Raw genomic sequence first — 20,571 nt, 5'->3', positions numbered from 1 at the left:
TTGATTTATTTCTTCAAAAACAAAATAAATCCTAAAACACTAACAACCAAAATGGTCAAAGCTGCCAAAACCATTGTCAGGTCCCGAATATTTTTTCCCGCCCAGTCCATAAATAAAAATTTATGGAGAATAGCAAACGAATAACCTTCCACTATATCGGAGCTCTTAATTTTAGCCGCCAATCTGGAAGTTGCCGTTTCTATGAAATAAGTTGTTTTTCCAGGAGTGTCATACGCCAATTTTACAACTGGCAATCTCTTATTTACAAAACCATATTCTCGGCTTTCAAAATCGGTTAGAACTTTAGATTCTAACAGTTTTGCGTTTTCTAATGAAGCTTCCGGTTCGTCTGAGCTTTCTGTCATTTCACAACAAGCGGCTTTCGGCGCGCCATCTGTAAAATAATAAGCCAGAAACTCGGCATATTCAAGATCAATATTTGGAGCAATTTTATTTGTTGTTGCATTGATATTAACCACTTCTGATTTTTTATCATCTTTTTTATTCCATTTTGAATTAGAATCGGCTTTTGGTTTCTTAAATTTTTCTTTTTCCAATAACTGACAACGAAAATATGTCGTGTCATTTAAAGTAATAATACTTGCATTTTGAAAACGACTCCAGTCTAAATTCAAAGTATTACTGGCTACAGGAATTTCTTTGGTTTCGAAAGTCGGTTCGTAAACCATTTGGGATAAAGTGTACGGAGCCCATTTTGTAGTAGCGTGATAAGCGCCACTAAAAGCAAATGTTAAAGTAAAAAGTGACACCCAGATCCCGATTTGGCGATGGTATTTTCTAATTCCTTTTTTAGGTTGTAAATTATCCGTTTTTTTGAATTGTTTCCACAATAAACCATAAATTAAAATTCCGCTCAACGCAGAAAATCCAATGATGGATAATAAGAAAATCATTGTAATGATTCGGACACTATTGTTTGTAATTGCATCTACAAATGACCAATTATGAAAAGTATCGAAAAACCAAATAAACCATTGTCTTGAGGTTGGATTATAAGTCGCCAGTTTACTCGAAGAAGTTTCTACATAAACTTCCATAGTGTCAGGACGATCAAAACTCAGTTTATAAACCGGTAAATAACGGTTAACATATTTGTATTGTGATGTGAATTCAGTTACAATTTCGCTCTTTGTTACAGCACTTTTTTGATCATCTAAGAAATATCTGGAAAGCCATTCTGCATATTTTTGATCTCCATTCTCTAGTTTCTCAGCTGTTGAAGTATCATAATACCATAATTCGCCAATTATAGTCTTAAGCTGATAATAAGTTTTATTATTGAAGGTAACGATTCTGAAATTTTTGAATTGTGTTAGTTCGTTTTTCTGTAAAACTTCCTGAATAGAAAAATGCAATTGATTTTTATCAATAATTGGTTGCTCCAGTTTATCATGTGCAATTTCTGGTTTGAAAAAATGCGCCATAAACGGATGCATCAAACCAGATAATGTCCAGAATATTACAGGAATAATTGTAATCAAGCCAATTGTACGATGCCATTTGTACATGTGTTGTTTGATTTTCTTGACAATCTTAGAATCTTTCTTTTTAGATTTTTTCTCTTTTATTTCTTTGCTCATTGTTCCGTTTTTTAGCCCCGATAGAGCCGATATCCTTTTTATGGCTTTTTTTGCCATAAAAAGATAAAGGCGACAGCGGGATTAGCTTCTAATAATTATTTTTTTAATGATAAATTATATTGTATTCCGAAGACAAAAGTTCTTGGCGCCGCTGCCGTATAAGTTGGTTGTGCGTTTGTTGTATTGGCTCTTGAGACATTATAAGCGTATAATTTGTCCGTTAAGTTCAGTACATTTCCGTATACTTCAATGCCCTTCCATTGGTAACCAATTCGAGCATTGAAAATATTGTAACCATCATATTTTACCGTGTTAATCTGATCCTGATAATAACTTCCCACCAATTGCCATTCAATAGAAGTTCTTAGATTTGGAAGCCAGTTTGGATAATAACTTAACTCTGAGTTTCCAGACCATTTTGGTGCTGACGGCATTTCTTTTCCATTTAAATTTTGAACCGGATCTGATGGTTTGTCTGAAAGTTTAAAATCGATATAAGTATGCTGTGCGTAAGTTCCGCCAACACGAAAGTTAATTTGTTTTGAAGGACGGTAGGATGCTCCAAACTCGATTCCTTTATGATGCGTCTCTCCAGCAGAACGATAATCAGTTGAATTATCAGCAAGCTTAATATTTAAAAGTTCATTTTTTCCTTCCATATAATAGAAAGCATAATCAAAATTTAATTTATTTTGAAGGAAAGAAAGCCATCCGCCAACTTCGTAATTATTAAAAGTGGCAGGTTCCAGATTATAATAGAAATCAGCAGGAACACCAGTTGTTCCGCCAGTTCCGGGTTTTGTTCTGAAAATAGAAGTGATTCCGGGAGGTGCAAAACCTTGAGAATAATTGCCATAAAAACCGGCAAATTCAAGTGGATTATAATTTGCACCGGCCTTAAAAGTCACTTTGTCATAAACTTTGCTTCCTATCGAATTGTCTAAGGCATTGTCGTAATTGACTTTCATATTATCATAACGACCGCCAACCGTAACAACTAATTTTTCTATCGGATTAAAACTCAATTGCGCATAACTTGCCGTGTTGAGAATATCAGCAGAATAATCGGCTAATTTAGAATCAGGGTGTTCTGCAATAATTTCATAAGAATCTACAGTTTGTTTTCCGGCTTCTCCAGGATTTAAATTTGCTTTTAAATCAATGACATAAGACCAATAAGTAACAGGAGAATAATCATATAAGGCTCCGGCAACTAGTTTAGTATTTAAGAAATCAAACTTTTGAGTATGCTGCCCAATCGCACCGTAACTTTTGAAATTATTCGAATTCACTTCACCTTTTGCCGTTGTTGGATTTACAGTTGGGCTCCATTTGATTCCATACGAAGGATTTTGACCTAGTTTATTGTCACGCAAATAAGCGGTAATATAACTGCTTGAATTACCATTCCAATCGTGTTCTAATGTTATACGGGTTCTTAATGCATCAGATTTTCTATAGGTAAAATTGGTAGTGCTTTTATAAGTTCTGTTATTAAAAGCATCTTCGTTAACACTCCCACTCATGTCAGAATAATATTTTCCATACATGGTATTACTGATCAATCGGGTAGAAGGGGAGATATTGTAATCGATTCTGGCATTTAGATTGTCTTTGTTGTAATCAGAATACGTTATCCAGCCGTTTTCCTGCAAACTTGAAATTCCGGCAATATGAAAACCAACTTTTCCGATGGTTGCGCCGCCGGCAGCCTGAAATCTTCTGTAACCGTAATTGTCAGCCTGACCGCCAAATTTAAATTCAGGGTCAACAGGTGGTTTTACCGAAATTAAATTAATTGTTCCGCCAACTGCTTCCGGCCCATATAAGGAAGAAACCGGACCTTTTACAACCTCAATACTTTGTAAATTGTATTGGTTAATTTCCAGTAAAGCATTGTGATTGAAAATTCCCATTGGGCGAATTGGCAAGCCGTCTTCCAAATACAAATAATAGGCATTTGTCGTCATGGGTTGACGAATTGACATCATATGCTGTTCGTTTCCTAAATTGACCATTAAAACTCCAGACGTTTTATTGATAATTTCGTAAACTGCAGTTGCCTTGGTTTCGTTAATCGTTTTTGCTGTTATTTTGCTGATCGCAACAGGGGTTTCCTTGCGTAAAGTTGCAGTACGATTGGCAGTAATAAAAACGTTTTCAAGTTCCTGAGATTTTGTTGTGTCTTGCTTTACTTCATTTTGAGCAAAGACACATTGCCCTATGATGAGTAGGGTAAAGTATATATTTTTCATTTTAAATTATATAAATTTTAAAAAGTAACATGTGTTTTTCCCTGACTTAAAGCCAAGAAAAATCTTTTCAGTTTTGAAATTGAAAAGTGTAGCTGAAATTTATATAAAATAGGATGGAGGGTGGAAAGTACTGTTTGAAACCGAAATTGGTTTTTTATCAAAAGAAGCAAAAAGTTTTGCTGCAGATTTGATAGGGGTTACTAATTTAAAATTAGCGGTTGCTGTGTTTTGAATGTAAACAACTTCTGCTTTTTCTTTCAGATTGTTTTGCATTCTTTTTTCATTGTCGGCATATTTCTTCAAGCTTTTTTGAAGTTCGCATCGACCGTTACAAGAATTAAAAACCATTTTTCGTTGTACACAGATGGTTTTTGAAATTTCGTCCTGATTTAATTTGAATGAAGTGTAAACAAAGAAACTGCCAAATGAAGGCACTAAAAGCATGCAGGAAAGAAATAGAATTAAAATTCGTTTCAAAGCTTTGTTTGTTGTTTACGATCGCAAAAGTACAGTTTATTCGATTTATAAAGAATAAATATTAGATTTTTTGCAAAAAAAATCCCCAACTACTTTTGTAATTGGGGATTGAACTATGTATTTGTTTAAAATTTATTATTTAACAAGAACCCAGGCGCCAGAAGCGATTAAAGTTTCGGCTTTTTTAAATTTCATTTCTTCCGTTTTACCTGTCGCAACTTCCTGAACTGTTACAGTATCATTACGGTTGATTTTTGGCATATCTCTCACAATTGTTTCAGTAACCTGACGTTGTTGTGTTTCTCCAGCTTCACGGTTGATGTCTTCACTGTTTGGAATTTCATCTTTGCTTAGTTTGAAGTTTTCTTTTTGACGAACTTCTCTTGCCTCGTGAATTTCAGGAACGTTTTGAGCTGGTAAATCACCTTTGAATAAGAATGAAATAACTTCTTTATTAACGTTGTCCAACATTCCTCTAAACAAGTTGAAAGCTTCTAATTTGTAAATAAGCAATGGATCCTTTTGTTCGTGAACGGCCAATTGAACAGATTGTTTCAATTCGTCCATTTTACGTAAATGTTTTTTCCACGCCTCATCAACAATAGAAAGTGTAATGTTTTTCTCGAAATCAGCAATTAACTGAGTTCCTTCGCTTTCGTATGCTTTTTTCAAATCTGTAACCACATTCAAAGTTTTGATTCCGTCAGTAAATGGAACTACGATACGCTCAAAATGATTGTTTGGCTCTTCGTAAACTCCTTTAATGATCGGGAAAGCTTCTCTTGCGCTTCTTTCTGTTTTCTCCGTATAGAAAGCTAAAGTCTCCTTGTATATTTTTCCTGTGATTTCGATATCAGTTAATTTTGCAAAATCAGCTTCTGAAATTGGAGAAGTGATAGAGAAATAACGAATTAAATCGAATTCGAAATTTTTGAAATCGTTAACCGGTTTTGTTTGACTTACAATTAATTCGCAAGTATCATAAAGCATATTAGCGATATCCAGTTTCAAACGCTCACCAAACAAGGCGTGACGACGACGTTTGTACACTACTTCACGTTGCGAGTTCATAACGTCATCATATTCTAATAAACGTTTACGAACACCAAAGTTGTTTTCTTCTACTTTTTTCTGAGCACGTTCGATAGATTTGGTCATCATAGAATGCTGAATAACTTCACCTTCCTGTAATCCCATTCTGTCCATTACTTTGGCAACTCTTTCAGAACCAAATAAACGCATTAAGTTATCTTCCAAAGAAACATAGAATTGAGAACTTCCCGGATCTCCCTGACGTCCTGCACGACCACGTAACTGTCTGTCGACACGACGAGAATCATGACGCTCTGTACCCACGATCGCTAAACCTCCGGCAGCTTTAACTTCTGGAGATAATTTAATATCGGTACCACGACCAGCCATGTTTGTTGCAATGGTTACAACTCCGGCTTTACCTGCTTCTTCTACAATTTGTGCCTCTTGTTTGTGCATTTTAGCATTCAAAACGTTGTGTGTAACGCCTCTCATTTTCAACATACGGCTTAATAACTCTGAAATCTCTACAGAAGTCGTTCCAATTAAAACCGGTCTTCCTGCTTGAGATAATTGCGTTACATCTTCAATTACAGCGTTGAATTTCTCACGTGTTGTTTTGTAGATATAATCTTCTTTGTCTTGTCTTGACATTGGACGGTTGGTTGGAATTTCAACAACATCCAATTTATAAATCTGCCATAACTCTCCAGCTTCTGTAACCGCTGTACCCGTCATACCACCCAATTTGCTGTACATTCTGAAATAATTCTGTAATGTAACAGTTGCAAATGTTTGTGTAGCAGCTTCAATTTTTACGTTTTCTTTCGCTTCAATCGCCTGGTGTAAACCGTCAGAATAACGACGACCATCCATGATACGACCTGTTTGCTCATCGACAATCATAATTTTGTTGTCCATGATCACATATTCTACATCTTTTTCAAAAAGAGCATATGCTTTTAAAAGCTGAGTAAGAGTGTGAATACGCTCGCTCTTTACTCCAAAATCCTGGAATAATCTTTCTTTAGCTTCCGCTTCAGCGTCTTTGTCTAATTTTTGTTTTTCAATCGCTGCAATTTCAGTTCCAATATCCGGAAGGACGAAAAAGTCAGCATCAGTATCTCCTGAAAGGTATTGAATACCGTTATCAGTCAATTCAACCTGATTGTTTTTTTCTTCAATTACAAAATACAAAGCTTCATCCACTTTATGCATTTCGCGATTGTTGTCCTGCATGTATTGATTTTCGGTTTTTTGAAGCAATTGTTTGATTCCTTCTTCACTCAAAAATTTAATTAATGCTTTATTTTTAGGTAAACTTCTGTAAGCTCTTAATAATAAGAATCCGCCTTCTTTGGTATTTCCTTCCTTGATTAATTTTTTAGCTTCCGCTAAAAAACCATTCGCTAACTGACGTTGTTGAGAAACTAAATTTTCAATTTTTGGTTTCAATTCATTAAATTCATGACGATCTCCTTGCGGAACCGGTCCTGAAATAATAAGTGGTGTTCTTGCATCATCAATCAATACAGAATCGACCTCATCGACAATCGCGTAGTTGTGTTTTCTTTGAACTAAATCCCCTGGCGAATGTGCCATATTATCTCTCAAATAATCAAAACCAAATTCGTTGTTGGTTCCGTAAGTGATATCAGCGTCGTATGCTTTTTTTCTCTGCTCTGTACTTGGCTGGTGATTATCGATACAATCAACAGTTAAACCATGGAATTCGAATAAAGGCGCTTTCCATGTACTATCACGTTTTGCCAAATAATCATTCACCGTTACTAAATGAACTCCGTTTCCGGTTAAAGCGTTTAAGTAAAGTGGAAGTGTAGCCACCAAAGTTTTACCTTCACCTGTTTGCATTTCGGCAACTTTACCTTCGTGCAAAACCATACCACCAATTAACTGAACATCATAATGAATCATGTCCCAGGTAATTTCCTTACCAGCGGCATTCCATTTATTAGCCCAAGTCGCTTTGTCACCTTCAATAGTAACGTATGTTTTTGTTGCTGAAAATTCGCGGTCTTTTGGAGTTGCAGTAACTTCAATAAAAGAATTATCTTTAAAACGACGCGCTGTTTCTTTAACTACAGAAAAAGCTTCCGGAAGAATTTCCAATAAAGTTTTCTCTGAGATTTCGTAAGCTTCTTTTTCAAGAGCATCAATAGCATCATAAAGATCTTCTCTTTTATCGATGTCTTCGATGTTTTCTACTTCCGCTTTAAGCGAAGCAATTTTAGCATCTTTATCAGCTCTGGCTTCTTTTATTTTTTCTTTAAAATATGCGGTTCTGGCTCTCAATTCGTCGTGGGACAAACTCATTAAGCTGGTTTCGAATGTTTTAATTTTGTTTAAATAAGGTTGTAAAGCTTTGACATCTTTCTGTGATTTATCACCTACAAAGACTTTAATAATGCTGTTTATGAAACTCATGATTTATTTTATTTCTATTATATGTAAATGTTGTATTTAGAACCAAAAAAAAAGCCTCTGTGATGAGACTTTTTCCTTTGGTTTATTTTTTAATATTCATCCTCATTCCAAAGATAATCTTCGTCTGTTGGATAATCAGGCCAAATTTCTTCCATTGATTCATATATCTCGCCTTCGTCTTCAATTGACTGAAGGTTTTCTACCACTTCTAATGGAGCACCAGCTCTAATAGCGTAGTCAATAAGTTCGTCTTTGTTAGCAGGCCATGGCGCATCACTTAAATAAGATGCTAATTCTAATGTCCAATACATCTGTTATCTCGTTTAGTTTGTGCAAAAATAAATTTTTTACTGAAAAAGACAAGTAAATTTTGATTTATTTTAATAAAATTTAAGAACGTCTCTATTTATTACGGATTTTAGATTGTTGATTTTAGATTTTTGAATCATAATAATCTAAAATCTGAAGCCTAAAATCTAAAATTTATTTTCTCGGAATCCATTTCACTTCCTCCGCTTTTAAGTCTGACGACAACTTCCGTGCCAAGACAAAAAGGTAGTCAGAAAGTCGGTTTAAGTATCGAATTGCGATTTCAGGAACATGTTCATTATGACTTAAATGTACTGCCAATCGCTCAGCGCGGCGGCATACACAGCGTGCAATATGACAATATGACACGGTTTGATGTCCTCCAGGTAAAACAAAATGCGTCATTGGTAGAAGGCTTTCTTCCATTTTATCAATTTCATTCTCTAGTAATTCAATATCAGTATCGATGATCCCAAGATTTTTTAATCGAAGTTCACCGTTTTTTAAAACTTCTTTTTCTGCAGGAGTCGCCAAAATGGCTCCAACTGTAAAAAGACGATCCTGAATTTCAATTAAAATAGTCTTGTAATGTGAATCGATTTCCTGATCACGAATGAGTCCTATATAAGAGTTCAATTCGTCGACGGTTCCATAACTGTCAATGCGAATATGATCTTTAGGAACGCGCGTACCTCCAAAAAGAGCCGTTGTTCCTTTATCTCCGGTTTTTGTATATACTTTCATTTTTGTGATTTTAGATTTTAGATTTCTGATTTTAGGTTGAAATTTTGTAATCTAAAATTTAAGATTTAGAAAATAATCTAAAATCTAAATTCAGAAATCTAAAATTATTTAGTAGTGTCGCTTTCAATCAATCCATCTCTTAAACGGATAACACGATGTGCATAAGCTGCAATATCTTCCTCATGAGTTACCAAAATCACCGTATTTCCTAATGCGTGGATATCTCCAAAAAGCTTCATAATTTCTACAGAAGTTTTACTGTCTAAGTTTCCGGTTGGTTCATCGGCCAATATAATAGAAGGTTTATTGACCAAAGCACGGGCAATAGCAACACGCTGACGTTGTCCTCCTGAAAGTTGGTTAGGCTGGTGATCCATTCGGTCGGCAAGATTTACCTGTGTTAAAACTTCTTTAGCACGTGCATTTCGTTCAGATTTTGAATAGCCCGCGTAAATCATCGGCAAAGCAACGTTATCTAAAGCAGTTGTTCTTGGCAAAAGATTAAAAGTCTGAAATACAAAACCAATTTCCTTATTTCGAATTCCTGCCAGCTCATCATCTTTCATTTGGCTGACATCTTTTCCATTTAAAATGTAGTGTCCGGAAGTTGGTGTATCCAAACAACCCAATAAATTCATTAAAGTGGATTTTCCGGATCCTGATGGCCCCATTAAAGCAACATATTCTCCTTTATTGATTTTTAAATCTATTCCTTTTAAGACATAAACGATTTCATTACCAAGTACAAAATCTCGTTTAATGTTAGTTATTTTAATTAATGGATTTGCCATTTCGTATTACAATTTGGTTTTAAAAGTACAAAACACTTTTCAATAAACGATAAGTAGCGTGAAATTGATTTTTGTTACAAAAGAAGATTTCCAGAAGGATCTGTCTTTGTTAATTGAATTAACTAAAAAATATTTTAATGAATGAAATACTTGTTATATGATTCTAGTTAATTTTTACATAATTCTCATATTTTACAATTTTAAATAAATTATTTTCAACAAAAATATTAAATAATTGATTAAAACTTATTAATATTTAAAAATTTAACTATATTTGTAATGTAATATTAAATAATCAGAATTATGAAAAACATACAATTATTATCGGGAATTGCATTAATTGCATTGAGTCTTACATCGTGTAAAGACGAAAAACAAGAAAAGGCTCAAAAAACAATTGACGCTTATGTAACCTACGTCGACTCAGTAAAAAATGTCAAAGCTGATGATTTGAAAGCGGATTGGGCAACTGTTGAAGCTGAGTACGATAGAAGAGCTGAAAATGCTCAGTTAGCTTTGGCAGATATTAAAGACAATACTGCTGAGAGTGAAAAAATAAATGCAAGTAAAGTTAAATACGAAGAATTTAAAAAAGAAATGACCACCGTTCTTGCCCCACCTGCTCCAAGTCCGAAACAACAATTGCGTAATGCTTTATTTGGTGAAGGAAAAATTGGAGACGATATGAGTTTTTCCTGGGTAAATGCCCAAAATATTCACAGTGTGTACCAACAATTTGTTCATACAGTTGAGGATAATAAAGATAGTTACTCTCGTGAAGACTGGGATGAAATCAAATTGTTGTATGAAGCATTAGACAGCCGAAAAAATACTGTTGAAAAAGAGGGTTTAACATCTGAAGATAACAGAAAAATTGCTGGTTTAAAAATGAAATTTGCTCCGATGTATACTGTTAACAGAATGGGAGCTAAATCTGATGAAAACAAAGAAGCTAAAAAATAAAATTAATTGAATTACTATAAAAAAATGACAACCAGAAACGGTTGTCATTTTTTTATGCCCGAATTGTAAAATGCTCTTTTTTCTGTTCATACCTGAAAAAGACAAATCCCCATTGAAAAGTATCAATGGTAACGGTAACTTTTGGATGACTTTTAATAATTCCCCAGGCTTCTTCCATTTCTTGTGACCAATGAATGTCATCGAAAATCCAAACAGAGTCATTGTCAATAGTTGGTAATAAAAGTTCAAAATAGGCCAGAGTTGCTTTTTTAGAATGATTACCGTCGAAATATATTAGATTGAAGTTTTCAGTCTCAGTTTGATGTCTCAGTTTGATGTCTTGAAAATATTTTTCAAATTCTGTTACAATTGAATTTACATTATTGAAATTGAATTTTTGCAATTGTAATTGACATTGATTTGCAGTTTGTGGACAACCTTCTAATGTAATTACATTTGCGTTTAGATTACCTAAAGCCAGGGCAGAAGTAGCCAAGCCCAAAGAAGTTCCGATTTCAAGAATAGTAGCAGGCTGAAAATAATGGGTTACCCGAAATAGTAATTCGGCTCGTTTTGGAGAAATTCCGGCTGTTGATGCAATCTTCGAAATTTGCCTTCTGTTTGATTTGAAAACTTTTGATCCGGCACCAAAATCAGTTACTTCAATAAAGTTTTTATTCTCTAGTAATGATTTTCTATATTTTTTTAGAATTGCATATTCCGGTTTAGGCTTTTTATCGTAAAAACATTTTGTCAGTAAACTAAAAACAAACGGAGAATGTACTCCGTGTTCGTCCTTGGAGTTCCAAAGGAATTTTAAATAAGCTTTTATTTGAAATAGCATATAAATAATTATATCAGGGTACGAAGATAACAAGATAATACAATTGTCAAAAGGGAAGAAGCAGTCAATTTGACTTAGAATTGTTCCGACTTCAAAAAGACTATATTTGCGGACTTTAAATAAAGCTAATAGTAATACGTTTTTTATGATGTTGAAGGAAGAAATAGAAGATAATAACATAATATCTTCTGAAGAAATTAATCGTTGCATTGCTATTTTGGCACAATTGAATACCAATACAGATCAAATTTTTGATATCCCAAAAGAGCAACGAATAGCTTTAATTAAAGAAGCGGGAATGTTTTCCAGACCAGATAGAGGTGAGTTTTCCAGAAGAATTAAAGACGGATTACAGGCAGCTAAACGGAAAAAGGAAAAGAAGGACAAAACTGCCCGTAAGGAAACCGGAATCAGGTATGCACGAGAAGCGAACATATTTGTCGCACCGAAATTACTAGCCTATACTGATCTTGTACAAAAAGAACAATTAGAACTTGAAACACCCAGAAATTGTTACGTCTGTAAAACAGAGTTTACCAGAATGCATCACTTTTATGACACAATGTGTACGGATTGTGGCGATTTTAATTATGCCAAACGCTTTCAGACCGCAGATGTAAAAGGACAAATTGCTATTATTACAGGTTCTCGTTTAAAAATTGGTTATCATATTACTTTGATGCTTTTGCGTGGCGGAGCAACTGTAATCGCTACCACTCGCTTTCCTGTTGATTCAGCTTTGCGTTTTGCTAAAGAAGATGATTTCATGGATTGGGGGCATCGGTTGAAAATTCATGGTTTAGACTTAAGACATATTCCGAGCGTGGAGATTTTCTGTAATTTTATTGAGCAAAAATACGAGCGTCTTGATATTTTAATTAATAATGCAGCCCAAACCGTTAGGCGCCCTGCTGGTTTCTATTCGCATTTGATGGAGAATGAAGAGTTGCCACTGAACGCTCTTCCTCAAAAGGCACAAGAATTATTATTGGATCATATTAATTGTTTAGACGAATTGAAGATGTTGACCAGTGCAGCTTCTTCAAACGAAAATATGCCAGTTACCTGGCACGGACCCGAACCTGGAATTGGCTTGCGAGCTTCGGCTCAATTATCTCAAATTCCGTATTCTTTCGATAATGCGTTGGTTGCCAATGAAGTTTTTCCGGAGGGAGAACTCGATGCCGATTTACAGCAGGTCGATTTACGAAAAACAAACAGTTGGCGTTTGCGCCTCGGTCAAATAGAAACGACTGAAATGATTGAAGTGCAATTGGTGAATTCGGTTGCGCCTTTTGTATTGTGTAACCGACTTTCGGAAGTAATGAAGAAAGATAATACAGGACAAAAACACATCATCAATGTTTCGGCGATGGAAGGAAAATTTCATCGTTTTTTTAAAGAAGATCGTCATCCGCATACCAATATGGCAAAAGCGGCATTAAATATGTTAACCCATACTTCTTCAGGAACGTTGGCGAAACATGGTATATTTATGAATGCAGTCGACACAGGTTGGGTAACAGACGAAGATCCTGCTGAATTGGCAAAGAAAAAACAGGAATTAGAAGATTTTCAACCGCCATTGGATATTGTTGATGGTGCGGCGAGAGTTATGGATCCTTTATTTGACGGAATCAATACCGGAAAACATTGGTGCGGAAAATTCCTGAAAGATTATAATCCGATCCCTTGGTAGTTTTTAGTCTCAGTCTCATTTAAATAAAAAGCCACAACAGAAATGAATTTTGTTGTGGTTTTTCTTTTGATAATAAAATGTTTAATCCTTTATTTGATTTCATTCTCTTCGATAAGAATGTCTATGCAATATGACCGAAGTAAGAATGTTGAGATTAGTTTACCGAAATTAATTTTACATCAAAGATAAGTACTGAACCTCCAGGAATACCACTATAATCGAAAGGTCCATAACCTAAATGTGAAGGAACTAACAATATTCCGCTTCCTCCAATTTTAAAATGAGGAATACCTTCTGTCCAGCCTTTGATTACCTGGTTTAACCCAAAGGAAATCCCTGCAGCTTTGCTCTGGTCAAAAACATTTCCATTAGAATAATACCCTTTATATGCTACAGTAACATTAGAGCTTGAAGTCGGTTGAGCTCCGTCTCCAGATTCATTTATCACATAATACAAACCAGAATCGGTTCTTTGTGCAGTTAATTTGTTTTTAGCAATATAATCAACTATTTCTTTCTCGTTTTCTACAGTATAATCAGTTTTTTTAGGATCGTCGTTAGAATTACAAGAGATGAAAAGGGTTAATACAAGTAATGATGTTAAGATGTATTTCATGATATTTTAAAAATGTATTTTTTAATGGGGCTAATATAATAAAATTGATTTTTTTGTTTCACCGAGATTCACAAAGAAAAAACAAAGATTCAAAAATAAACTTAGTGTAACTCTGCTTTTTCTTTGTGAATCTCTGTGTAATGACTTTATCCTTCTATTTTAGCTGATAATTCAAACCAACGCTCCTCTTTCTGATCTATTTTAGTAATGATATTTTGTAGTTCGTTTGCTTTTTTCTCGATATCAGCATCAGCTACTTTTCCGTCAGAAAATAATTGTTCAATTTTAGTTTTGTCAATTTCCAGATCTTTAATTTCTCTTTCCAGTTTTTGATATTCTTTTTGCTCGTTGAAAGTTAGATTTCCAGTCGGATTATTTTGTTTCCAATCTTTTTTTTCGGCTTTGTTTTCTTCTTTTTGAGCAACATCAGCACTATCTTCATAAGCTCTGAAATCAGAATAATTTCCCGGGAAGCTTTCGATTTCACCTTTTCCTCTAAAGATAAATAAATGATCGACAATTTTATCCATGAAATAACGGTCGTGAGAAACTACTAAAAGACATCCGGGATAATCTAAAAGAAAACTCTCTAGAACATTTAGCGTGACAATATCCAAATCATTTGTTGGCTCATCAAGAATTAAAAAGTTCGGATTCTGAATCAAAACGGTACATAAATACAAACGTTTCAATTCTCCACCACTTAATTTTTCGACAAAATCATATTGTTTTTTAGCATCAAAAAGAAAACGTTCCAACAATTGTGAAGCCGAAATCATTCTGCCTTTTGCTAGCGGAATAAATTCTCCGTATTCTTTAATAATATCAATTACACGCTGATTTGGTTTCGGGTTGATTCCGCTTTGTGTATAATAACCAATTTTAATAGTATCACCTTTTACAACACGCCCGCTATCAAGCGGAATTGTTCCGGTAAGAAGATTTAAAAAAGTAGATTTTCCGGTTCCGTTTTTACCAATAATTCCGATACGTTCTCCACGCTGAAAATCAAAACTAAAATTGTCCAGAATAACATGATCCTTGAATTTTTTTGAAATTTTGTGAAGCTCGATAATCTTGCTTCCCATACGTTCCATATTAATTTCAAGTTCTACCTTGTTTTCAAGACGACGACTTTGTGCTTTTTCTTTAATTACGTAAAAGTCATCCTGACGCGATTTCGATTTTGTGGTTCTCGCTTTTGGCTGACGGCGCATCCATTCTAATTCTTTTACGAATAAGTTTTTTGCTTTGTCAACGCTGGCGTTTTCAGAGGCAACTCGCTCCTCTTTTTTCTCTAAATAATAAGAGTAATTTCCTTTGTATTGGTATAATTTTCCGTTGTCTAATTCGATAATTTCATTACAAACACGCTCTAGAAAGAAACGGTCGTGCGTTACCATAAACAATGTAATATTTTCTTTAGCAAAATAGCTTTCTAACCATTCAATCATTTCAAGATCTAAGTGATTCGTTGGCTCATCCAAAATCAATAAATCTGGACGATTGATTAAGATTATTGCTAATGAAAGACGTTTTTTTTGTCCACCCGAAAGATTTTTTACTTTTAGTTTAAAATCTTCCAGTTTTAATTTGAATAAAATCTGTTTGTATTGTGTTTCAAAATCCCACGCATTGTGCTGATCCATTCCGTCAAAAGCTTTTTGATAAGCTTCTTCGTCATCCGGATTTTCAAGCGCTTTTTCGTAGGCTTCGATTACTTTTAAAGTTTCATTATCAGAAGCAAAAATGCTTTCTTCAATCGTTAACTCTTCCTGTAGATTATTATCCTGAGAAAGAAATGCCATACGAATTCCCTTTCTCAAAACCACTTGTCCTGTGTCAGGCTCATCCAAACCATTGATAATACTCATTATGGTGGTTTTTCCAGAGCCGTTTTTAGCGATAAAAGCAATTTTTTGGTCTTTATTGATTCCGAATGAGATGTTGTCAAAAAGCGTTCTTTCGCCAAAAGACTTCGATATATTTTCTACAGATAAGTAATTCACTTTGTAAATTATGAGTTATAAATTATAAGTTATGAAGGTTTTACAAAACACAACTTTTTTGCAAAAGTAAACTATTATATTACGATTTGCGAATTATTTATGGAGATAGGAATTCAGAATCGGACTTAAATCAAAATAATGGATTTGCTGATGAACATTCAAAACAGGTTTTCGAACCAAAACTTCATTAGTTAAATAATAGCGCAAACCATCATTCGTAGTAATTCCTTCGATTTGATGAAAAGACAGACCAATATTAATTCTTCGTTTATTTCCGGACAAAAAATCATGATCTTTAAAATCATACAATAAATATAAAAATGGTTTCCCGTGTTTAGAATAGCCACAAAGTGCAATAAGTTTTTTTTCTTCCAGATAAGTTGCTCCGGTAACCAAACCTTTTGTGTCGAGTGTTTCCTTAAATTGCGCGATATGATTTCCAGATTGATTGGGCAAAACATAAATACTTGTTTTTGAAGATTGCCATTGTTTAGTAAACAGATAAATACTGTCTTTAGAAACAATAAAAGCTTCGCAATCAAAATTGGTGTTATTTTGTTTTTGGGAAGAAAAAACATTTTGATCTGAATAAGTAAAAGAGATAGTCTCGATGATTGGATTTTCGTCTAAAAATGATTTTTTATCTATTTTAAGAATGTTTAAATCAGTTCTGTTTCCAGCAAAATTATTTCCAAAATCTCCAATGTATAAATAAGAACTGTCTTGTGTGATTTCTTCCCAATCATGATTTATTGCTTTATCGAGAACAATTTTTTTCTGAATTATTCCAAGAGAATCCAATCCGTAAATGGTTTTATCGTGATCGTCATTATGAGTCCATAATAAATTATTGAAGGATAGTAAGCCCGAAGTTTCTTTTATTGAATCGCTTAGGCGAATGGAATACTTAGGCTTTAAATTCAAAGATGGATATTGGCAACCTCCGTCATTTATAGTTGCGTTTGGACTATAATTTTTTGAAAGCGAATCTGTACAGCCAGAAATTTGTGCGTTCGCTGACGTTATGATCATGAGGAGAAGGAAGATTGTTTTTGTCATTGCCAGATTCTTTTCAAATACAAAAATACAAGAAGGTGGAGAAATATTTATTTTTATAACGATACTTCTAATATAATTATAATGTAAAGAATTAATTTGAAATAGTTTTAAAATATAATTAAAATGCTATTTTGCATCAAAAAAATTGAATCAAAGCTTTTGTTTATCAAAAGTAGTCCTGCAAAATGAAAATTGTACAAAAATTATCTCATTACCGTTTTTCACGCTACTCCAAATTACTGTTCGTGCTTTGGGATGTTATAGTACTAAATATAGCTTTAGTAGCTTCTGCGTGGGCTCGATTCGGAGATTTGGAGAAACTTTTTTTAAAGGATGAAAAAACAGTGTCGTTATTAGCGAATTTAATTTGGATAGGATTATTACTTACTAAAGATTCACACAGAATAATAAGAATAGAATATATAGAATCAATCTTAAAAAGAACGATTAAAAAAATAGTAATACATATTGCAATCCTGACTTGTTTTGTCGTTTTTTATAAATATGCAGACATTTCCAGATTGCGATTATTGTATTTTTACCTGATGTTCTTCGTACTGTTATTAGTTTCTCGTTACACTTTAATGAAGACTTTAAAATACATTAGGGCTAAAGGTTATAATTTTAAAAAATTCATAATTGTTGGGGCCAATGAAACAGGCGAAAGAATGCGAAAAATACTAGCCAAAAATTTAACTTACGGTTATAAGTTTTTAGGCTTTTTTGATGAACAAACAGAGGAGTCAGGTATTAGTTTTGTACCGCTTCTAGGTGGATTTGACGATGTTGAGAAATTTATATTAAGAGAAGATGTCGATGAAATTTATGTAGCCTTACACATTAATAATGTTGAAACCATAAATAAATTAGTGAAAATCTGCGAACAAAATATGGTGCGAATTAAATTTATTCCTGATTTTCAATTGTATACCAAATCAAGTAAAGTTGAGGTTACTTTTTATGAAAACACACCGGTATTGATGTTTCGTCCGGAACCGCTGGAGTTAGCAATAAACAGATTAATTAAAAAAGTTTTTGATATCTGTTTTTCAATAGGAGTAATACTCTTAATTTTTCCATGGCTGTTTCCTATAATAATGATAATCATTAAACTGGAGTCATCAGGGCCAATTTTTTTTAAACAAGACAGGTCCGGTCGGGATAATGAATCTTTTACTTGTTACAAGTTTAGAAGTATGTACGTAAATGATTTGGCTCATAAAAAACAAGCAGGAAAAGGAGATCATCGTATTACTAAATTTGGAGCTTTTATGCGTAAAACGAGTATAGATGAATTACCGCAGTTTTTTAATGTTTTTTTGGGAGAAATGTCTGTTGTAGGGCCAAGGCCACATATGGTTAACCTTGCAAAAGAATACGGTGAGTTGATTTCGAATTATTCTGTGCGTCATTATGCTAAACCAGGAATTACGGGTTGGGCCCAGGTAAATGGCTATCGTGGCGAAACAAAAGAGCTGATCGATATGCAAAATAGAGTAGAATATGATATTTGGTATATCGAGAACTGGAGCCTTTTATTGGATATAAAAATTATAGTGAGAACACTTATAAATGTTTTTAAAGGAGAAGAGAATGCTTACTAGAGAACTTTGTCAGAATTTAAAAAACTGATTGTTTGCAATAACTTCTTTTAAAGCATTTGTATTTTCAATTTTTATTTTTTGATGGAATGCAGCAACGTGATTGCTATGATGAATATCGGTACCAGCAAAATTATACATTCCTTTTTTTAGAAGTTGTTCTGATGTTTTAGTTATTTCATTTCCATAATAGCCAGCTACAGCAAGCAGATTTAGTTGAAAAAGACATCCGGCTTTTTTTAACTTTTCATATTCATTGAAGTTTTTATGGTAAAATAAATACCGTTCCGGATGTGCCAAAACCGGAATATATCCTGCAACCTGCAAATCAAAAAGTATTTTATATAATTGTACCGGAGCATTCATGTATGACATTTCAACCAAAACATAATTATCCTTTAAGGTTAGTAGTTTTTTGTTTTGAAAATGAGTTTCAAACCAATCGTCCATAAAATATTCTGCTGCTGCCTGAAATGGGATTTGTATGTTGCGTTCTTCCAGCAGAAGTTTTGTCGCTTTATGATTGTCTATAATATCTTCTCGCGAATTATTCCAGATATAATGACTTACATGAGGTGTTGTAATAAACTGAGAAAAACCCATTTCCTGAAAAGATTTGGCAAGTCTTTCTGTACTCGATATGCTTTTGGCACCGTCGTCTATTCCGGGTAATAAATGAGAATGAATATCAATATAATTCCCGCCCAGAAGATCCTTTAAATAAGGTTTTGATTTTAAGAATGAAAACATAGTACAAAAGTAAGAATTGAAGATTGCTTTATGGTATTTAAAACGGTGATTTTATTATTTAAGGATATTATTATCATATCTAATTTGCCATTTAGTCTATTATTCTATATTTGTTAGTATCAATAATGTACTATTTTATGAAAGTTAAAGAGAACTTGTATAATCAGAGAATTATTTCGATTGACGCTTTACGAGGAATTACCATTTTTGTAATGATTTTTGTAAATGAACTTGCCAGCGTTAAAAATGTGCCTCAGTGGATGAAACACATGCCTGCAGATGCAGACGCCATGACTTTTGTAGATATAGTTTTTCCATCTTTCTTATTTATTGTCGGGATGTCAATTCCGTTTGCATTTAATGCAAGGTTACTGAAAGGTGATAGTGCCAGAACGATTTGGACTCATACTTTCAAACGAGCTTTGGCCTTAATTATTATTGGTGTTTTTATGGTGAATGCAGAGTATGGTTATGATGCCTCAAAAATGTTAATCGCTCCCGCATTTTGGGGACTCTTAGCGTATGCAATGCCAATTCCGATTTGGAATAAATATCCTAAAGATTTTCCGCTTTGGCTAAAAAATACATTGCAATACGGCGGAATGTTAGTTTTGATAGCTCTTTACTTCTTGTATGTTCAGGAAACTGGAGCAATGGGTATGACACCTAAATGGTGGGGAATTCTCGGCTTAATTGGTTGGGCATACCTTTTTACAGTTGTTTATTATTGGTTGGTTTCTGGAAAATTATGGGCGATGATTACTTTTTTAATAGTTTGTATCGTTGCAAATTCTATGAATTTAATTGAAGGATCTGTAATACAGCAATTTTCAGGACTCAGTTTTATTTCCGGACATTTAACTCATGCCGCATTAGTAAGTGCAGGTGTAATTATTTCCTTATTATTTTTTGATCGAAAAATTGCTCCGAAAATAAATTGGTCAGTAATTGGTTTTGCTGTTTTCTTTTTTGCTGTAGGTTGTTTTCTTCGTCCTTATTTTGGAATTTCAAAAATAAAAGGAACACCATCGTGGACCATGTTTTCAGCTGCAATTTGTACCGTTTTGTTTTACTTTCTTTATTGGTTGATGGAAATTAAAAAACAAACAAAATGGAGCGAATTTTTCATGCCCGCGGCTGCAAACCCGTTATTGATTTATATTTTGCCTGGCGTAATTTATTACTTCAATTTGGCTTTCAAAATAGAAATTATACCGGAATATTTCCGTGAGGGAATTCCAGGGATTATTTGGAGTTTAGTCTTTTCAACGATTATGTTATTCGTGATGAAAATCTGCAACAAATATAAAATACAATTACAACTTTAGAAGTTATATTTGTTTCAGGTTTCAGGTTTTGCTAAACATGAAATACGA

At 33.8% G+C, this 20,571-nt stretch carries 16 protein-coding genes; 4 read left to right on the top strand and 12 right to left on the bottom strand.

Translation table 11 applies throughout. From position 1 onward, the window contains the following. Window positions 1-5: 5 nt before the first annotated feature. From ASC72_RS22445 to ASC72_RS22415, 7 genes are all read right to left on the bottom strand, one after another. A complete protein-coding gene (locus tag ASC72_RS22445; protein WP_056196455.1) occupies window positions 6-1,601 on the bottom strand; it encodes a PepSY-associated TM helix domain-containing protein in 1,596 nt (531 codons plus the stop codon). Window positions 1,602-1,696: 95 nt separating this feature from the next. After that, entirely contained in the window at window positions 1,697-3,856 is a 2,160-nt protein-coding gene (locus ASC72_RS22440; protein WP_056196278.1) for a TonB-dependent receptor, read from the bottom strand. A 99-nt stretch (window positions 3,857-3,955) separates the two neighbouring features. Then, window positions 3,956-4,333: a hypothetical protein gene (locus tag ASC72_RS22435; RefSeq protein ID WP_241775778.1), complete on the bottom strand. Its 378-nt coding sequence runs from the start codon at window positions 4,331-4,333 to the stop codon at window positions 3,956-3,958. A 135-nt stretch (window positions 4,334-4,468) separates the two neighbouring features. Continuing rightward, on the bottom strand, window positions 4,469-7,810 hold the full coding sequence (gene secA, locus ASC72_RS22430) for a preprotein translocase subunit SecA (protein WP_056196272.1): 3,342 nt from the start codon (window positions 7,808-7,810) through the stop codon (window positions 4,469-4,471). 89 nt (window positions 7,811-7,899) lie between these two features. Continuing rightward, complete coding sequence (locus ASC72_RS22425; protein WP_007138072.1) at window positions 7,900-8,121, bottom strand: DUF2795 domain-containing protein; 222 nt, start codon at window positions 8,119-8,121, stop codon at window positions 7,900-7,902. Between the two features lie 172 nt (window positions 8,122-8,293). Further along, on the bottom strand, window positions 8,294-8,863 hold the full coding sequence (locus tag ASC72_RS22420; protein ID WP_056196270.1) for a cob(I)yrinic acid a,c-diamide adenosyltransferase: 570 nt from the start codon (window positions 8,861-8,863) through the stop codon (window positions 8,294-8,296). Between the two features lie 104 nt (window positions 8,864-8,967). Further along, window positions 8,968-9,654: an ABC transporter ATP-binding protein gene (locus ASC72_RS22415; protein ID WP_056196266.1), complete on the bottom strand. Its 687-nt coding sequence runs from the start codon at window positions 9,652-9,654 to the stop codon at window positions 8,968-8,970. A 303-nt stretch (window positions 9,655-9,957) separates the two neighbouring features. Here ASC72_RS22415 and ASC72_RS22410 point away from each other — a divergent pair, with 303 nt between their 5' ends. Further along, entirely contained in the window at window positions 9,958-10,617 is a 660-nt protein-coding gene (locus ASC72_RS22410; RefSeq protein WP_056196263.1) for a DUF6565 domain-containing protein, read from the top strand. Window positions 10,618-10,669: 52 nt separating this feature from the next. On the opposite strand, the gene ASC72_RS22405 is transcribed toward ASC72_RS22410, so the two are convergent. Next, window positions 10,670-11,461, bottom strand: a complete 792-nt coding sequence (locus ASC72_RS22405) for an O-methyltransferase (RefSeq protein ID WP_056196260.1) — start codon at window positions 11,459-11,461, stop codon at window positions 10,670-10,672. 148 nt (window positions 11,462-11,609) lie between these two features. Here ASC72_RS22405 and ASC72_RS22400 point away from each other — a divergent pair, with 148 nt between their 5' ends. After that, a complete protein-coding gene (locus ASC72_RS22400; RefSeq protein ID WP_056196452.1) occupies window positions 11,610-13,160 on the top strand; it encodes an SDR family NAD(P)-dependent oxidoreductase in 1,551 nt (516 codons plus the stop codon). Between the two features lie 154 nt (window positions 13,161-13,314). On the opposite strand, the gene ASC72_RS22395 is transcribed toward ASC72_RS22400, so the two are convergent. The 3 genes from ASC72_RS22395 to ASC72_RS22385 form a co-directional block, all read right to left on the bottom strand. After that, a complete protein-coding gene (locus tag ASC72_RS22395; RefSeq protein ID WP_056196257.1) occupies window positions 13,315-13,776 on the bottom strand; it encodes an FKBP-type peptidyl-prolyl cis-trans isomerase in 462 nt (153 codons plus the stop codon). A 146-nt stretch (window positions 13,777-13,922) separates the two neighbouring features. Further along, window positions 13,923-15,785: an ABC-F family ATP-binding cassette domain-containing protein gene (locus tag ASC72_RS22390; protein WP_056196254.1), complete on the bottom strand. Its 1,863-nt coding sequence runs from the start codon at window positions 15,783-15,785 to the stop codon at window positions 13,923-13,925. A gap of 93 nt (window positions 15,786-15,878) precedes the next feature. Beyond that, complete coding sequence (locus tag ASC72_RS22385; RefSeq protein ID WP_056196251.1) at window positions 15,879-16,844, bottom strand: hypothetical protein; 966 nt, start codon at window positions 16,842-16,844, stop codon at window positions 15,879-15,881. 185 nt (window positions 16,845-17,029) lie between these two features. On the opposite strand from ASC72_RS22385, the gene ASC72_RS22380 reads away from it, so the two are divergent. Beyond that, window positions 17,030-18,448: an undecaprenyl-phosphate glucose phosphotransferase gene (locus ASC72_RS22380; protein ID WP_056196248.1), complete on the top strand. Its 1,419-nt coding sequence runs from the start codon at window positions 17,030-17,032 to the stop codon at window positions 18,446-18,448. Between the two features lie 9 nt (window positions 18,449-18,457). Here the strand turns inward: ASC72_RS22380 and ASC72_RS22375 are convergent, their stop codons facing one another. Continuing rightward, a complete protein-coding gene (locus ASC72_RS22375; RefSeq protein ID WP_056196245.1) occupies window positions 18,458-19,195 on the bottom strand; it encodes a tyrosine-protein phosphatase in 738 nt (245 codons plus the stop codon). A 137-nt stretch (window positions 19,196-19,332) separates the two neighbouring features. On the opposite strand from ASC72_RS22375, the gene ASC72_RS22370 reads away from it, so the two are divergent. Next, on the top strand, window positions 19,333-20,523 hold the full coding sequence (locus ASC72_RS22370) for a DUF5009 domain-containing protein (RefSeq protein WP_056196242.1): 1,191 nt from the start codon (window positions 19,333-19,335) through the stop codon (window positions 20,521-20,523). Window positions 20,524-20,571 lie beyond the last annotated feature (48 nt).

It is taken from the genome of Flavobacterium sp. Root420, from assembly GCF_001427905.1.
GTDB lineage: Bacteria > Bacteroidota > Bacteroidia > Flavobacteriales > Flavobacteriaceae > Flavobacterium.
Note: the sequence above shows the minus strand (reverse complement) of the source record. Positions and strands in the feature narration are given on the sequence as shown.

Bases quoted from the DNA above. Each gene is read 5' to 3' on its own strand.
- ASC72_RS22445 (WP_056196455.1), bottom strand. From the start codon at position 1,601: ATGAGCAAAGAAATAAAAGAGAAAAAATCTAAAAAGAAAGATTCTAAG.
- ASC72_RS22440 (WP_056196278.1), bottom strand. From the start codon at position 3,856: ATGAAAAATATATACTTTACCCTACTCATCATAGGGCAATGTGTCTTT.
- secA (WP_056196272.1), bottom strand. From the start codon at position 7,810: ATGAGTTTCATAAACAGCATTATTAAAGTCTTTGTAGGTGATAAATCA.
- ASC72_RS22425 (WP_007138072.1), bottom strand. From the start codon at position 8,121: ATGTATTGGACATTAGAATTAGCATCTTATTTAAGTGATGCGCCATGG.
- ASC72_RS22420 (WP_056196270.1), bottom strand. From the start codon at position 8,863: ATGAAAGTATATACAAAAACCGGAGATAAAGGAACAACGGCTCTTTTT.
- ASC72_RS22415 (WP_056196266.1), bottom strand. From the start codon at position 9,654: ATGGCAAATCCATTAATTAAAATAACTAACATTAAACGAGATTTTGTA.
- ASC72_RS22410 (WP_056196263.1), top strand. From the start codon at position 9,958: ATGAAAAACATACAATTATTATCGGGAATTGCATTAATTGCATTGAGT.
- ASC72_RS22405 (WP_056196260.1), bottom strand. From the start codon at position 11,461: ATGCTATTTCAAATAAAAGCTTATTTAAAATTCCTTTGGAACTCCAAG.
- ASC72_RS22400 (WP_056196452.1), top strand. From the start codon at position 11,610: ATGTTGAAGGAAGAAATAGAAGATAATAACATAATATCTTCTGAAGAA.
- ASC72_RS22395 (WP_056196257.1), bottom strand. From the start codon at position 13,776: ATGAAATACATCTTAACATCATTACTTGTATTAACCCTTTTCATCTCT.
- ASC72_RS22385 (WP_056196251.1), bottom strand. From the start codon at position 16,844: ATGACAAAAACAATCTTCCTTCTCCTCATGATCATAACGTCAGCGAAC.
- ASC72_RS22380 (WP_056196248.1), top strand. From the start codon at position 17,030: ATGAAAATTGTACAAAAATTATCTCATTACCGTTTTTCACGCTACTCC.
- ASC72_RS22375 (WP_056196245.1), bottom strand. From the start codon at position 19,195: ATGTTTTCATTCTTAAAATCAAAACCTTATTTAAAGGATCTTCTGGGC.
- ASC72_RS22370 (WP_056196242.1), top strand. From the start codon at position 19,333: ATGAAAGTTAAAGAGAACTTGTATAATCAGAGAATTATTTCGATTGAC.